Origin of the sequence: Mesorhizobium sp. BR-1-1-10, assembly GCF_020165595.1 — a bacterium.
GTDB classification, from domain to species: domain Bacteria; phylum Pseudomonadota; class Alphaproteobacteria; order Rhizobiales; family Rhizobiaceae; genus Mesorhizobium; species Mesorhizobium australicum.
Genome location: NZ_JAIUIL010000012.1, coordinates 57,132 through 71,243, shown reverse-complemented (window position 1 = coordinate 71,243; position 14,112 = coordinate 57,132). Strand labels below are relative to the sequence as shown.

12 protein-coding genes are annotated in these 14,112 nt (G+C 63.0%); 5 read left to right on the top strand and 7 right to left on the bottom strand.

Translation table 11 applies throughout. The annotated features are described in order from the left end of the window. Positions 1-315: 315 nt before the first annotated feature. Complete coding sequence (ettA, locus tag LB555_RS23910) at positions 316-1,965, bottom strand: energy-dependent translational throttle protein EttA (RefSeq protein WP_015317172.1); 1,650 nt, start codon at positions 1,963-1,965, stop codon at positions 316-318. A 253-nt stretch (positions 1,966-2,218) separates the two neighbouring features. On the opposite strand from ettA, the gene LB555_RS23905 reads away from it, so the two are divergent. After that, a complete protein-coding gene (locus LB555_RS23905) occupies positions 2,219-3,505 on the top strand; it encodes a sensor domain-containing diguanylate cyclase (protein WP_224683938.1) in 1,287 nt (428 codons plus the stop codon). A 169-nt stretch (positions 3,506-3,674) separates the two neighbouring features. Here LB555_RS23905 and LB555_RS23900 read toward each other — a convergent pair whose 3' ends face one another. Further along, on the bottom strand, positions 3,675-4,682 hold the full coding sequence (locus tag LB555_RS23900) for a ribonuclease T2 family protein (RefSeq protein ID WP_140615578.1): 1,008 nt from the start codon (positions 4,680-4,682) through the stop codon (positions 3,675-3,677). A 185-nt stretch (positions 4,683-4,867) separates the two neighbouring features. Here LB555_RS23900 and LB555_RS23895 point away from each other — a divergent pair, with 185 nt between their 5' ends. The 3 genes from LB555_RS23895 to LB555_RS23885 all read left to right on the top strand — a co-directional run bounded on the left by LB555_RS23895 (position 4,868) and on the right by LB555_RS23885 (position 8,721). Continuing rightward, positions 4,868-5,800 carry an alpha/beta fold hydrolase gene (locus tag LB555_RS23895; protein ID WP_224683937.1) on the top strand — a complete coding sequence of 311 codons (933 nt, stop codon included), beginning with the start codon at positions 4,868-4,870 and terminating at the stop codon, positions 5,798-5,800. Positions 5,801-5,899: 99 nt separating this feature from the next. Beyond that, complete coding sequence (locus tag LB555_RS23890; protein WP_224683936.1) at positions 5,900-7,075, top strand: CaiB/BaiF CoA transferase family protein; 1,176 nt, start codon at positions 5,900-5,902, stop codon at positions 7,073-7,075. Further along, positions 7,072-8,721 (top strand): thiamine pyrophosphate-binding protein, encoded by a 1,650-nt coding sequence (locus LB555_RS23885; RefSeq protein ID WP_140615572.1) that lies wholly within the window; start codon positions 7,072-7,074, stop codon positions 8,719-8,721. The genes LB555_RS23890 and LB555_RS23885 overlap by 4 nt, the downstream gene beginning before the upstream one ends. Positions 8,722-8,785: 64 nt before the next feature. Here the strand turns inward: LB555_RS23885 and LB555_RS23880 are convergent, their stop codons facing one another. The 5 genes from LB555_RS23880 to LB555_RS23860 form a co-directional block, all read right to left on the bottom strand. Next, positions 8,786-9,229, bottom strand: coding sequence for a CHRD domain-containing protein (locus LB555_RS23880; RefSeq protein ID WP_224683934.1), 444 nt, complete (start codon positions 9,227-9,229; stop codon positions 8,786-8,788). Positions 9,230-9,417: 188 nt separating this feature from the next. Then, positions 9,418-10,389, bottom strand: coding sequence for an ABC transporter substrate-binding protein (locus LB555_RS23875; RefSeq protein ID WP_015317165.1), 972 nt, complete (start codon positions 10,387-10,389; stop codon positions 9,418-9,420). A gap of 39 nt (positions 10,390-10,428) precedes the next feature. After that, positions 10,429-11,583 (bottom strand): ABC transporter permease, encoded by a 1,155-nt coding sequence (locus LB555_RS23870; RefSeq protein ID WP_224683932.1) that lies wholly within the window; start codon positions 11,581-11,583, stop codon positions 10,429-10,431. Beyond that, positions 11,580-12,458: an ABC transporter permease gene (locus LB555_RS23865; RefSeq protein ID WP_224683931.1), complete on the bottom strand. Its 879-nt coding sequence runs from the start codon at positions 12,456-12,458 to the stop codon at positions 11,580-11,582. Before LB555_RS23865 ends, LB555_RS23870 begins: the two co-directional genes overlap by 4 nt. Before the next feature lie 320 nt (positions 12,459-12,778). Continuing rightward, complete coding sequence (locus LB555_RS23860) at positions 12,779-13,570, bottom strand: ABC transporter ATP-binding protein (RefSeq protein WP_015317161.1); 792 nt, start codon at positions 13,568-13,570, stop codon at positions 12,779-12,781. A 130-nt stretch (positions 13,571-13,700) separates the two neighbouring features. Between LB555_RS23860 and LB555_RS23855 the strand changes: the two genes are divergently transcribed. After that, the gene (locus LB555_RS23855) at positions 13,701-14,105 is read left to right on the top strand and encodes a cupin domain-containing protein (protein WP_015317160.1); all 405 of its coding nucleotides are present in this window, start codon (positions 13,701-13,703) and stop codon (positions 14,103-14,105) included. The last annotated feature ends 7 nt before the right edge of the window (positions 14,106-14,112 follow it).

Sequence of the window (14,112 nt, the reverse complement as noted above, 5' to 3'; positions counted from 1 at the left end):
CAATGGGAGGGCTTGTCCAAATGGCGTGGTATCTAAATCACTACGAATGCTACAGATGCAGCGAGCACTGGACCGACGAATGGTCGTGCATGTGTGATGACGAATGTCCGAATTGCGGCGCGCGTCATGCAACGCCAATCGATAGTGAAGACCTTACCTTGCAAGTCTTGGCGGAAGCGGGCGAATTCGTAGTAGTAAGATCGCCCGACACTGCGGAACACAGTCCAGACTATGAAGAGGCCGGACGTTTCGCCAGCGAGGCACTGGCGAAACGATTTGCCCAGTTGGGAGCGAATTAGGCTAAGCCGGCAAGCCTTACCGCGTCAGCCTCTTGTAGGTCATGCGGTGCGGGTTGACGGCTTCAGGCCCGAGCCGGCGGATCTTGTCCTGCTCGTAATCCTCGAAATTGCCCTCGAACCATTCGACGTGGCTGTCGCCCTCGAAGGCGAGGATGTGCGTCGCCAGACGGTCGAGGAACATGCGATCGTGCGAGATGATGACCGCGCAGCCGCCGAAATTTTCCAGCGCGTCTTCGAGTGCCGCCAGCGTTTCCGTATCGAGATCGTTGGTCGGTTCGTCGAGCAGCAGAACATTGCCGCCGGTCTTCAGCATCTTGGCCAGGTGCACACGGTTGCGCTGACCGCCGGAGAGGTTGCCGACCTTCTGCTGCTGGTCGCCGCCGCGGAAGTTGAAGGACGCGCAATAAGCGCGGGTGTTGGCCTCGAACTTGCCGAGCTTGACCACTTCGGCGCCGCCCGAGATTTCTTCCCACACGGTCTTTGACGGATCGAGCGCGTCGCGGCTCTGGTCGACATAGCCGAGCTTGACCGTCTCGCCGACGCGGACAGAACCCGCATCCGGCTTTTCCTGGCCGGTGATCATGCGGAACAATGTCGTCTTGCCGGCGCCGTTCGGGCCGATGACGCCGACAATGCCACCCGGCGGCAGCTTGAATTCGAGGCCTTCGATCAACAGCGTGTCGCCGAAGCCTTTCGACAGGCCCTCGACCTCGATGACCACGTTGCCGAGCCGCTCGCCATGCGGGATGACGATCTGCGTATCCGTCGGCCGCCGCTTGTCGGCTGCATCGAGCAGATCCTGGAACGCCTGGATACGCGCCTTGGACTTGGTCTGGCGAGCCTTCGGGCTCGACTGGATCCACTCGCGCTCGCGGCCGATGGCGCGCTGGCGGGCGTCGTCCTCGCGGCCTTCCTGCTTGAGGCGCTTGGCCTTGGCTTCGAGGTACTTGGTGTAGTTGCCCTCATAAGGAATGCCGCGTCCGCGATCGAGTTCGAGAATCCAGCCGGTGACATTGTCGAGGAAGTAGCGGTCGTGGGTGATGATCATCACGGCGCCCGGATAGGCGCGCAGATGCTTTTCCAGCCACGCCGTCGTCTCGGCATCGAGATGGTTGGTCGGCTCGTCGAGCAGCAGAAGATCAGGCTGGCGAAGCAGCAGCTGGCAGAGCGCGACGCGGCGGCGCTCGCCACCCGATAGCTTGGTGACGTTGGCATCCTTGGGCGGGCAGCCCAGCGCTTCCATTGCCATCTCGACCTGCTGTTCGAGATCCCACAGGTTCAGCCGGTCCATCTCGTCCTGGAGCTTGGCCGACTCGTCGGCCGTCTCGTCGGAATAGTTCATCATCAATTCGTTGTAACGCTCGATGATGGCGGTCTTGGCCGCGACACCTTCCATGATGTTTTCGAACACGGTCTTGTCCGGATCGAGCGCCGGCTCCTGCGCCAGGTAGCCGACAGTGGCGCCTTCGGCGAGCCACGCCTCACCGCTCCAGTCCTTGTCGATGCCGGCCATGATCTTGAGGATCGTCGACTTGCCGGCGCCGTTTGGGCCCAGGATGCCGATCTTGGCGTCCGGGTAGAAGGACAGATGAACGTTCTCGAGCACCTTCTTGGTGCCATAGGCCTTGTTGAGGCCGGCCATGTGATAGATGAACTGGCGTGCCACGCGCGCTTTCCCTGAAAAATGACTGGATTTGTCGAATTGAATGGAGGTTGGCCGCTATGTAGGCGATGCGGCGCCGAACGGCAATCGCTTTTGCCATATCAGGCCAACCACACGGACAAGTGTGCACCGACAGCCAGGTTTTCAACCGGTCGATGGCGCGCGGAAATCTCCGGTTAACCCTTCCACGTCAAAACAGGACCGAAGTGGAATCGCTGGCTGGCCGCGATTTCGAAAAGAGAGCGGATCGACGGCATTGCTGAACAGTTTCCTGCTCCTTGCCGAAGCGATTGTCTACTTCAGCGTCATGGTGACGCTTTTCCGCTTCCGCAAGCGCATCGGCCTGGGCGTCTTCATCTGCGCACTCGGCGTCATGCATTTCCTGGAAACCTATCTCGCCAGCGTCTTCTACGTCGCGCTGCCGTTTGGCATGGTCTCGCCGGGCTCGGCGGTGCTGTTTTCGGGCAAGCTGGTGATGCTCCTTCTGCTCTACATGAAGGAGGATGCCGCCACAGTGCGGCAGCCGATCTATGGCCTGCTGCTCGGCAATGCGCTGATGATCGGTCTGGTCCTGCTCCTGCGCCTGCACGCCATCGCTCCGCTTCCCGATGGCCGGCTCCCCGATATCGGCTTCATCGACGAGATGGGCTGGCTGATGGTTTGGGGCACGACGCTGCTGTTCGTCGATGCCATCCTGATCATCCTGCTCTATGAGAAACTTGGACGCGTCCTGCGCAAGGCGCGGTTCGCACGCATCCTGATTTGCGTCGCCTGCGTGCTGACTTTCGATCAGGCGGGATTCTTCACCGCGCTGCATTTCGTTGCCGGCGCGCCGATCGCGGTCTTCTTCGGCGGCTGGTTCGCCAAGATGGCGGCAGCACTGACCTTCAGCGCCATGCTGGTCGCCTATCTCAAATGGTTCGAGGTCCGGGATGTCCAGATGCCGCGTGGGCTGACCGACATCTTCGAGACCTTGACCTATCGCGAACGCTACGAGGCGCTGGTCGAACATGTCGGCCGCGATGGCCTGACCGGACTGCTGCACAGGGGACGCTTCGATGCCGATGGCGAGGCCGCCGTCCAGTCCAGCCTGCGCACGGCGAGGCCGCTCAGCCTGCTCATCGTCGACGTCGACCACTTCAAGTCGATCAACGATCGTTTCGGCCATGCCGAAGGCGACAAGGTGCTGAAGGCGGTCGCAACCGTACTTTGCGAGGCGGCAGGCGTCGAGGACCAGGTGTTCCGGATCGGCGGCGAGGAATTCGCGATCCTGAGTTCGCGTCCGCATTCCGTCGCCAGGCTCTTTGGCGAAAGGGTCCGCACCGCGCTCAAGGCATCGGCCGCCACCAGCCGGTTCGAATTGACCGTCAGCGCCGGCGTTTCCACCGTCAGCGAAACGACGCAGTGCCTGGCCGACCTGTTCGCGCTCGCCGACCAACGCCTTTACAAGGCGAAATCGACCGGACGCGACCGCGTCGTCGGCGAACCCGGCGGGCATGAAGCCGACGCCGATATCGCCTGGACCAGGTCCGCGCAGATCTAGCCAAAGTCAGTCCAGACCCAACCTTGTCGCTACGATTTCCCCTGCCGTGCCGGCGCGCTGCTCGTCATGCCACTCATGCAACCCCCGCTGAATGAACACCGCCATGCCAACATAACAGCAGGCACGGCAAGCGAAAGCCCGGCTGGCTGCCTAAATCCGTGCCCGTGCGTTACTGGAACCCGATCGCGTCGACCGTGCCGGTCGGGCAACCGGCCTTGTTGGTCGGCACGGAGGCCAGCAGCAGATCCTTGAGCGAGCTGTTCGGACCGATCGGGCCGGCAAGGCCAAGCGTCAGTTCGCCGATCAGCCGCCGGCCGCTCGACGGATCGATAAGGCAGGACACACGCACCCGGTCCCCTGCTCCCGCGCCGAAGGACTGGTCGAAGGCGCTGCGGATCTGGTCCGCGGTCAGCTTGCCGCCGATATTTTTGGCGAAGAGGTCGCGCACGGGCGAGCTGTTGACCTCACGCATCAAATGAAGGGCGTCGGAAAAATACTCCTGCTGGCTTTTGCCATAGCAGGTGCCGTGCTTGATCCATTCATGCCGTTCCAGCTTCGAGGCGGTGCCCGGCATCACCCTGTCGAGTTCGGCGCGGGTCTCGGCATCGAGGTTGACCGGTGGCAGGTCCTGCCAGTGAGCCGGATTGTCATTGGCCTTGTCGCTGGCAGTAGCCTGGCAATAGAAATTGCCGTTCGGCTGCGGCCACAGGCCGTGCAGCGTGAAATTGGTGGCGTCGAATTCGCCAGGGCTTTGCGCCTTGCATTCGGTCTTGTTCGACTTGGTCTCGCAGAAGGCCGGCTGCCAGCTCAGCGCGAAAACATATTCGGGTTTTCCCGAGGCCGCCGGCTTGCCTTGCCCGCCCGGTGCCGCCGGCGCGGTCACCGCACTGCTGCCCGAGAGATGGCCGCAGCTGACCTTCACCCAACGGCGCTCGGGATCGGCGCCCGGCACCAGGATGAGGTAGTGGGTCGGAGCGTCCTTGTTGCCGGCCAGCAATTGATAGGTCTTGCCCGCATCGGTCGAGACATTGCCGGGGTTCTTGGCGTTCTTGATCGCCTGCGTCGCGGGACAGGCAGCGTCGGCCACGAAGGTGCCGCTCATCTTGACGTCGGCATGCGCCGCGCCTGCCAGCGACCCCGCCAGCAAGGCCAATCCGAAAACAACAGCAATGCGCATGGAGATTCCCCTGCTGGAAAGTGGGCGACAGACTGAAACTGTCTCCATGTCAGAATTGCGATATTTTGCGGGCTCGTGGCAAGAAAGATCGTCGCGGAAAAGCCGGCAGGCCCGATTGACGCAAATCAGGCGCCGGCGCACACGTTGGACATTGCAAGGGCGGAACCAGGGGGAGGCCAGCCGGCATGCCATTCAGCCAGCAGCGCGTGGTCCGCTCGCCGACCGGCGCCGACCTCAATCTGTTCGTCCGGCAGGCCGACAGCTCTCCGCGTGCGGTGGTCCAGATCAATCATGGCCTGGCCGAGCATGCCGGGCGCTACGACCGCTTCGCCGGTTTCCTGTCCGCTCGGGGTTTCCATGTCTATGTCCATGATCACCGTGGCCATGGGACGACCAGGGCGCCCGACGCGCCGCTCGGCAGATTCGCCGACAAGGACGGCCCGGCCAAGGTGATCGCCGATGTCGACGCCATCCGCGATCTTATCGCCCGCGAGCAGCCTGACCTGCCGGTGATCCTTTTCGGCCACTCGATGGGCGCGTCCGTGGCGCTGAACTACTTGTTACGGCACTCGAATCGGATCCATGCCGCAGCCATCTGGAACGGCAATTTCTCGCAAGGCTTGCTCGGCCAGGTGGCGCTCGGCATCCTGGCCTGGGAACGGATGCGGCTGGGCTCCGATGTCCCGTCGCGCCTGCTGCCGAAACTCACCTTCCAGGCCTGGGGCAAGGCGGTCCCCGACCATCGCACCTTGTTCGACTGGCTTTCGCGCGACGAGGCGGAGGTCGCGAAATACATCGCCGATCCGCTCTGCGGCTGGGATGCCTCCATATCGATGTGGCGCGATGTGGTCGCGATGGCGCTGAACGGTGGCAAGGATGCAGGCTTTGCCGGCATCCGGCGCGACCTTCCCGTCGCCATCGTTGGCGGCGAGAAAGACCCTGCCTCGGACTACGGCAAGGGCATCACCCATCTCGCGAACCGCATGCGCAAGATGGGCTTTTCTAATCTGGTTTCGAAGGTTTACGCCGACACCCGCCACGAGAGCCTGAACGAGGTGAACCGGGACATCGTCATGGACGATTTCGCCAACTGGGCGGACGCTGTCCTGAAAGCCTGACGGTTTGGCCCATCGCAAGAACCGTGACAGCCGCCGCCGGGCTTGATAGAGGCTCTGCTTTCGCAGCGATCAGGATGATTGCAGCAACCACGGTGATTTATGGCCGAACCCCCGCTGAAAGGCGTCCGCGTCGTCGAACTCGCCCGCATTCTTGCCGGGCCCTGGGCCGGGCAGTTGCTTGCCGATCTCGGCGCCGATGTCATCAAGGTCGAGAGCCCCGACGGTGGCGACGACACCCGCAAATGGGGTCCGCCCTTCGTCATGAGCCACGACGGCGAGAACCTGTCGGCCGCCTATTACCATTCCTGCAATCGCGGCAAGCGCTCCATCGCCATCGACTTCTCGACGCCCGAAGGCGCCGAGACGGTGCGCCGGCTGGTCGCGACGGCGGATGTGCTGATCGAGAACTTCAAGCTCGGCGGCCTGAAGAAATACGGGCTCGACCATGGCAGCCTGAAGGAAATCAACCCTCGCCTCGTCTACTGCTCGATCACCGGTTTCGGTCAGAATGGGCCTTATGCGCCTCGCGCGGGCTACGATTTCATTATCCAGGCCATGGCCGGCATGATGTCGATCACCGGCGAGCCCGGCCGCGAGCCGCAGAAAGCCGGCGTCGCCATCTCGGATATCTTCACCGGCCTCTATTCGGTCATCGCCATCCAGGCAGCACTTCGCCACGCCGAACAGACCGGCGAAGGCCAGCACATCGACATGGCGCTGTTCGACACGCAGATCTCGGCGCTCGGCAACCAGAACCTCAATTATCTCGTTTCCGGCAAGTCCCCGGTCCAGATGGGCAATGCCCATATGAACATCGCCCCTTACGAAGTGCTTCCAGTCAGGGACGGCCACATCATCCTGGCTGTCGGCAATGACGGCCAGTTCGCCAAGTTCTGCGCCGCGGTCGGGCTGGGCGATTTGCCGGCCAATCCCGATTTCACCACCAATCCGGCCCGCGTCGCCAATCGCGTGGAACTTCGCGCACGCATCATCGATGCACTGAAGATTTTTGATCGCGATCCGCTGCTGGCGAAGCTCGAAGCCGCCAGCGTACCGGCGAGCCCGATCAACACGATCGGCCAGATGTTCGACGACCCGCAGACCATTGCCCGCGGCATGCGGCTCGACCTCGACGACGGCCATGGCAACCGCCTGCCATCGGTGCGCGCGCCGATGGTGATGTCGGGCACACCGCTTACTTACGAACGCCCCTCGCCGCGCCTTGGCGAGCACACTGACGAAATCCTTGCCGAACTGGAGAAGTCTGGGAAATGAAGACCGGTGGACAACTGATCGTCGACGCCCTCGAAGCCAATGGCACCGACCGTATGTTCTGCGTGCCGGGCGAATCCTACCTTGCGGTGCTTGACGCGCTGCATGATTCCTCGATCCGCACCATCGTCTGCCGCCAGGAAGGCGGCGCTGCCATGATGGCCGACTGCCAGGGCCGGCTGACCGGCAAGCCCGGCATCTGCTTCGTCACCCGCGGACCCGGCGCCACCAACGCTTCGGCCGGCATCCACATCGCCATGCAGGATTCGGTTCCCCTCATCCTGTTCATCGGCCAGGTCGCCAGCCACGCCAAGGAACGCGAGGCGTTCCAGGAAGTGGACTATGTCAGGTTCTTCGGCGACATCGCCAAATGGGTGGTCGAGATCGACGACGCCTCGCGCATCCCCGAATTCGTCACGCGCGCCTTTGCCGTGGCGACGTCGGGCCGCCCCGGCCCGGTCGTCATATCGCTGCCTGAGGATATGCTGACCAGCGTCGTCGACGCGCCGGAAGCACTTCCGCACACGCCGGTCGAAACCTATCCCGGCGAGGCCGAACTCGACGCACTGGAAATGCTGCTTGCCGGTGCGAAGCGACCCTTCGTCATCCTTGGCGGCACGCGCTGGAACGCGGACGCGGTGGCGCGGATGCATGAGATCGCCGAGGCCTGGTCGCTTCCTGTCGGCTGTTCCTTCCGCCGCCAGATGCTGTTCGACCATCTTCATCCAAACTATGCCGGCGATGTCGGCATCGGCATCAATCCGAAGCTGGCAACCGCTATCAAGCAGGCCGACGTCGTTCTCTTGATCGGCGGGCGCATGGGCGAGATGCCCTCTTCCGACTACACGCTGCTGAAGAGCCCCTATCCCGACCAGGCCCTGGTGCATGTCCATGCCGATGCCGGCGAACTCGGCCGCGTCTACCGTCCGACCCTGGCGATCAATGCTTCGCCAGCGGCTTTCGTCGAGGCTTTCACCAAGCGCATGCCGGCCGGAACGCCATCATGGGCGGCCGAAACAGCCAAGCTGCATACCGCCTATCTCGACTGGTCGACTCCGCCTGAAAACGGTCCCGGCCCGGTCCAGATGGGACCTATCATGAACTACCTGGAAAAAGTGCTGCCGGACGATGCCATCCTCACCAATGGCGCCGGAAATTACGCAACCTGGGTACACCGCTTCCATCGCTTCCGCCGCTTCGCCACGCAAGGAGCGCCGACGTCGGGCTCGATGGGCTACGGCACGCCGGCGGCGGTCGCCGCCAAGGCGCTGTATCCGGAGCGCACAGTGGTCGCCTTCGCCGGCGACGGCTGCTTCCTGATGAACGGCCAGGAATTCGCCACCGCCGTGCAGTACGACCTGCCGATCGTCGTCATTCTCGTCAATAACGGTATTTACGGCACCATCCGCATGCACCAGGAACGCGAATATCCCGGCCGCGTCGTCGGCACCGATCTGAAGAACCCTGATTTTGCAGCACTTGCCCGCGCCTATGGCGGCCATGGCGAGACGGTGGAGAAGACAGCTGATTTCGCGCCTGCCTTCGAGCGCGCGCGAACCAGCGGCAAACCGGCGATCGTCGAGATCAGGCTCGATCCCGAAGCGATCACCCCGACCCGGACGATGACGCAGATACGCGACAGGGCTTAAGGGCCGGCAGAACAGAGGGCGGCGCTGTCCCGCCAGGCTTCAAGCGTTAGCCGCGCTTCGGGCTCTACATCGCCTTTTCGATCTGGCCGCGAATCTCGCCGTCCTTGTTGGCCGCCGTGTGCACATTGACGTAATACTTGCCGGCCTCGAGGTCAGCGGCCTGCGCATCGGTCAGCGTCGCCGACCCCTTGATCGGGCTCTTGAGCTTGCCTTTGAACGGGATCACCGGAGGCGCATTCTCGCCCGCCGCCGCCGGGCCGTGAATGTGCGCCGCTGTCGCCGGGCCGCTGAGGCCGGAATACTTCACGTTCCAGCTGAGCTTCTTCTTGGTGGTATCGAAGGTGAGACTGGCCGTCCCCTTGCCCTTCGTGGTGACGGCTGGGCTCTGCTGGCCGCCATCGAGGGTCGCCTTGTATTTTACCATCTCGGCCATGGCCGGTGATGCGAACAGGAAAGCGGTGGAAATGGCGAGCGCCGATAGCGCCGGCAGGAAGGAGTGAGCGCGCATGAAGGACCTCCGATTGATAGAGCGTGCGTCGCGGCTCCCCGACGCGCGCATGCTTCAATGCAACGGCTGGACGGCGCAATGTATCCCCGCACACGGTTTTGTGATTGGAGCGCATGGAAAAGGGGCGGTCGCCCGCCCCTTTGATAGTCAGACCCGGTCTCAGGCGCTGTTGATCGCGCCTGCGAGGCCTACTTGACCGCCTTGTCGGTGATGGCGGTGGTATAGGCGCCTTTCGGCTCCTTGGTGATGATCTTCTGGTCGAGCAGCGCCTTGGCGGTGCGTTCGTAGGTCGCCGGGTCGAGCTTGCCGTCGGCATTGTCGATCAGCTTGGCGACTTCGCTCATCATCCGCTTCTGGTGGTTCTCGTCCTGGCCGCCGCCGTCCATGACGATGCTTGCGGCTTCGTCATTGTTGTCGACCGCGTATTTCCAGCCCTTCATCGAGGCGCGCACGAACCGCACCATCTTGTCCTCGAAGGCCGGATCCTTGAGCTTGTCTTCCGAGGCATAGAGGCCGTCCTCAAGCAGGTCGTTGCCCATGGCCGAGTAGTTGAACACGGTCAGCTGTTCGGGCTTATAGCCGGCGTCGATCAGCTGCCAGTACTCATTGTAGGTCATGACCGAGATGCAATCGGCCTGCTTCTGGATCAGCGGCTGCACGTCAAAGCTCTGCTTCAGCACGGTGACGCCATCGGGGCCACCCTCCGTCTTGAGGCCAAGCTTGTTCATCCACGCGTAGAACGGATATTCGTTGCCGAAGAACCAGACGCCGAGCGTATGACCCTTGAAGTCGGCTTCGGTCTTGATCGGGCCGTCCTTCGGGCAGACCAACTCCATGCCGGCCTTCTTGAACGGCTGGGCGATGTTGACCAGCGGCACGCCCTTTTCGCGCGCGGCGAGCGCGCCGCCCATCCAGTCGACGATGACGTCGGCACCGCCGCCGGCGATCACCTGCTCGGGGGCGATGTCGGGGCCGCCTGGCTTGATGTCGACGTCGAGGCCTTCGGCTTCATAGAAACCCTTTGCCTTGGCGACATAGTAGCCGGCAAACTGCGCCTGCGTGACCCATTTCAGCTGCAAGGTCACCTTGTCGGCGGCCATCGCCTGGAACGCGGCCAGCGACATCGCGCCGGCCAGAACTGGAATAATAAGTCTTTTCATTTTTTTACCCTCTGAAGTTAGTGCCCAAACCCACCGCCCCTATCCACCACGGACAGAGGGATGCCAAAACGTGACGGCCCTTTCGACAAGGGCGACCACGCCATAAAAGACCGAACCCGCAAGTGCTGCAACTGCGATTTCGGCCCAGACCATGTCGATGTTCATCCGCCCGACCTCGGTCGAAATGCGGAAGCCCATGCCGACGACGGGTGTGCCGAAGAACTCGGCGACGATGGCGCCAATCAGCGCCAGCGTCGAATTGATCTTCAGCGCGTTGAAGATGAAGGGAGCGGCGGCCGGCAGCCTGAGCTTGACGAGCGTCGGCCAGTAGCCCGACGCATAGGTGCGCATCAGGTCGCGCTCCATATGGCCGGACGCGGCGAGCCCGGCGACCGTATTCACCAGCATCGGGAAGAAGGTCATGATGATGACCACCGCCGCCTTGGACTGCCAGTCGAAGCCGAACCACATGACCATGATCGGCGCCACGCCGATGATCGGCAGCGCCGAGACCATATTGCCGATCGGCAGAAGTCCACGCCGCAGAAACGGTACGCGGTCGGCGAGAACAGCGGTGATGAAGCCAGCGCCGCTGCCCACCACATAACCGAAGAGCACCGCCTTGAAGATGGTTTGCCGGACATCGGCGCCGAGCACCGGCAGCGAGCTGACGATGCGCGCGCCGATGGCGCTCGGCGGCGGCAGCAGGATGAAAGGAATGCCGGCGCCGCGTGTGACGGCTTCCCAGATGATCAGGATCCAGGCGCCGAAGATAGCGGGGATGACCAGACGCAGTGCGGTCCGGACCCATCCTGCCGTCGGCCGCAACCCCGAAAGCACCGCCACACAACGCCAGCCAAGCAGCCAGGCAGCCGCGAGCAGAAGGAAATACGGCGCCAGCGCCGTCCCTTCGAAACCTGAAATGCCCGATATCAGCAGCCAGGCGACGAGATGGGCGCCTATGAAGAGCATCACGGCCTCCGCCAGGGGCGTAGTCCTGACCATGGAGATCAGCGCCGCCAGCACGGCCACGCCAAGCATCAAGCCCTTCATTCCGAGATAGGGGTAGTCGATACTGGCCGTCGGATCGGCAAGCGCTGCCGCTTCCGGCTTCGACATGGCGCCGACCGCAATCGCGATCAGGCACAGCACGATCGCCAGCACAGCCTGCCAGGAAGGTTTCAGCCAGTTCATGCTGGCCTCCCACCCATGGCGCGGTCAACGACGCGGCCGGCGATGCCAACCACCATCACCAGCAGCGCCGCCACGACGGAGCCGGCGACCAGCGCTGACCAGATGTCGATCGACTGGCTGTAATAGGCGCCCGCCAACAGCTTGGCGCCGATACCGGCGACCGCGCCGGTCGGCAGTTCGCCGACGATTGCGCCTACTAGGCTTGCCGCCACCGCGACCTTCATCGAGGTGAACAGGAACGGCACCGAGGCCGGCACACGCAGTTTCCAGAAGGTCTGCGCGCGGCTGGCATTGTAGGTGTGCATCAGGTCGAGATGCATGATCTCGGGCGAGCGCAGGCCCTTCACCATGCCGACCGTCACCGGGAAGAACGACAGATAGGTCGAAATCATCGCCTTCGGGATCAGTCCGGTAATGCCGATCGCCGCCAGCACCACGATGATCATCGGCGCCACCGCCAGGATCGGGATGGTCTGCGAGGCGATGATCCACGGCATCAGGCTGCGGTCGAGCGTCGCCACATGGACGATGCCGACGGCGATGACGATGCCGAGTGCTGTGCCGAAGGCGAAGCCGAGCAGCGTCGAGGACAGCGTAACCCAGGCGTTGTAGACGAGGCTGCGGTTCGAGGTGATGGGCCGCAGAAAAGTGTTCTCGAAGAAATTCACCGCCACCTGATGCGGCGCCGGCAGCGTTGGCTTGGGCTGCGACAGCGTCTTGCCGATGAGTTCGCCGAACGTGGAGGTTTCGTTGGCACGCCGGTCGAGATCGCGCTGGAACGGCGCGTTGAGGATAACGGCGAAGACGTACCAGAGCACGACCACGCCCAGAAGGATGGAGGTTACGGGGATGATCTTGGAGCGGAAGCTATCCATGGGCGAAGTCTCCTCCTCTCCCCCACGGGGAGAGGGTAGCCGGAGCGAAGCGAAGGCCGACCACCTTCGCCTTCGTCATCCTAGGGCGGAGCAACGCGAAGCGTCGCGCAGACCCTAGGATCCATTCCGTGACGTTGGCCGAGGGGTATAAGCGGTCGAGAGTGTTCGCCTTCGAACGCACGGCGTAAGGTGCATCGGTCTGCACCGCTGCGGAACGTTGAGGTAACGGCATGGATCCTAGGGTCTGCGCCGCGTCGCTTCGCTCCTTGCTCCGCCCTAGGATGACGAAGTCGCGATGGACCGCGCGCTTGTCGCTCCCCTCAATCATCATAACTATGCCCTGCCCTCAACCCATCGCGCACCCGCGCGGCGATCGCCAGAAACTCCGGCGTCTCGCGGATGTCGAGCGGCCGCTCTTTCGGCAGCGTCGATTCGATGATGTCGCTGACCCGGCCCGGGCGCGGCGACATGACGACGATGCGCGTCGACAGGTAGACGGCTTCCGGAATGGAATGGGTAACGAAGCAGATGGTCTTGTTCGTCCGTCCCCATAGTTGCAGCAATTGCTCGTTGAGGTGGTCGCGCACGATCTCATCCAGCGCGCCGAACGGCTCGTCCATCAGCAACAGGTCGGCATCGAAGGCCAGCGCACGCGCGATCGAGGCGCGCTGCTGCATGCCGCCGGAAAGCTGCCAGGGGTATTTCTTCTCGAAGCCACTGAGGTTGACGAGGTCGAGCGTGCGCTTGATCCGCTCCGCCTGCTCGGTCTTGGACAGGCCCATGATTTCCAGCGGCAGCCCGACATTGCGCTCGATGGTGCGCCAGGGAAACAGGGCGGCGGCCTGGAAGACATAGCCGTAGGCACGTCTCTCGCGCGCCTGTTCCGGCGTCATGCCATTGACCGAGATCGTCCCCGAAGTGGGCTTTTCCAGATCGGCGATGACGCGCAGCAAAGTAGTCTTGCCGCAACCCGAAGGCCCGATGAAGGAGACGAACTCACCCTTGCCGATGGTCAGGTCGACATTGGACAGCGCCTGTACCGGCCCGTCATTGGTCTGGAAGGTGAGGCCCAGTTTGCTTGCCGAAACGACGGCTGGCGAAGGTCCCGTCATCGGTTGCTGCCTGCCTTCCGCCGCACGAAACCGATTGCTTTTATCGTGATGTTGTTTTCCACTCGACCCGTCCCATTGGCCCCAGTCCTGCTGAGTTTGTCCCGCTCGGTCGACGCCCGGAGTTTCCCCGATGTCGCCTAAACCGACTTGTCATCTTATCCGCCCTGAAAGCACTTATGAAGGCAAGCAGGGCCTGACCTACTTCGCCGGCATCGCCACCGAGTCGGTCGGCTCCTCCGGCATCTGCATGCACGTGCTCACCATGCCGCCCGGTGCCCGCGCCAAGGCGCATCTGCACGAGAACCATGAAACGGCGATCTACGTGCTCTCCGGCGAGGTCCATACCTGGTATGGCGACCGGCTGGAGCATCACATCGTCGTCAAGGCCGGCGACCTCTTCTACATTCCCGCGGGCGTGCCGCATTTGCCGGCCAATCTGAGCAATGCGCCGTCCTCGGCCGTCATCGCCCGCACCGATCCCAACGAACAGGAAAGCGTCGTCCTGCTGCCGGAACTGGACGCGCTCGTCGCCTGAGGCTGAC

Coding starts and splice junctions, on each gene's coding strand:
- LB555_RS23895 (WP_224683937.1), top strand. CDS start 4,868: ATGCCATTCAGCCAGCAGCGCGTGGTCCGCTCGCCGACCGGCGCCGAC.
- LB555_RS23870 (WP_224683932.1), bottom strand. CDS start 11,583: ATGAACTGGCTGAAACCTTCCTGGCAGGCTGTGCTGGCGATCGTGCTG.
- LB555_RS23855 (WP_015317160.1), top strand. CDS start 13,701: ATGTCGCCTAAACCGACTTGTCATCTTATCCGCCCTGAAAGCACTTAT.
- LB555_RS23865 (WP_224683931.1), bottom strand. CDS start 12,458: ATGGATAGCTTCCGCTCCAAGATCATCCCCGTAACCTCCATCCTTCTG.
- LB555_RS23890 (WP_224683936.1), top strand. CDS start 5,900: ATGGCCGAACCCCCGCTGAAAGGCGTCCGCGTCGTCGAACTCGCCCGC.
- LB555_RS23900 (WP_140615578.1), bottom strand. CDS start 4,682: ATGCGCATTGCTGTTGTTTTCGGATTGGCCTTGCTGGCGGGGTCGCTG.
- LB555_RS23860 (WP_015317161.1), bottom strand. CDS start 13,570: ATGACGGGACCTTCGCCAGCCGTCGTTTCGGCAAGCAAACTGGGCCTC.
- LB555_RS23875 (WP_015317165.1), bottom strand. CDS start 10,389: ATGAAAAGACTTATTATTCCAGTTCTGGCCGGCGCGATGTCGCTGGCC.
- LB555_RS23880 (WP_224683934.1), bottom strand. CDS start 9,229: ATGCGCGCTCACTCCTTCCTGCCGGCGCTATCGGCGCTCGCCATTTCC.
- LB555_RS23885 (WP_140615572.1), top strand. CDS start 7,072: ATGAAGACCGGTGGACAACTGATCGTCGACGCCCTCGAAGCCAATGGC.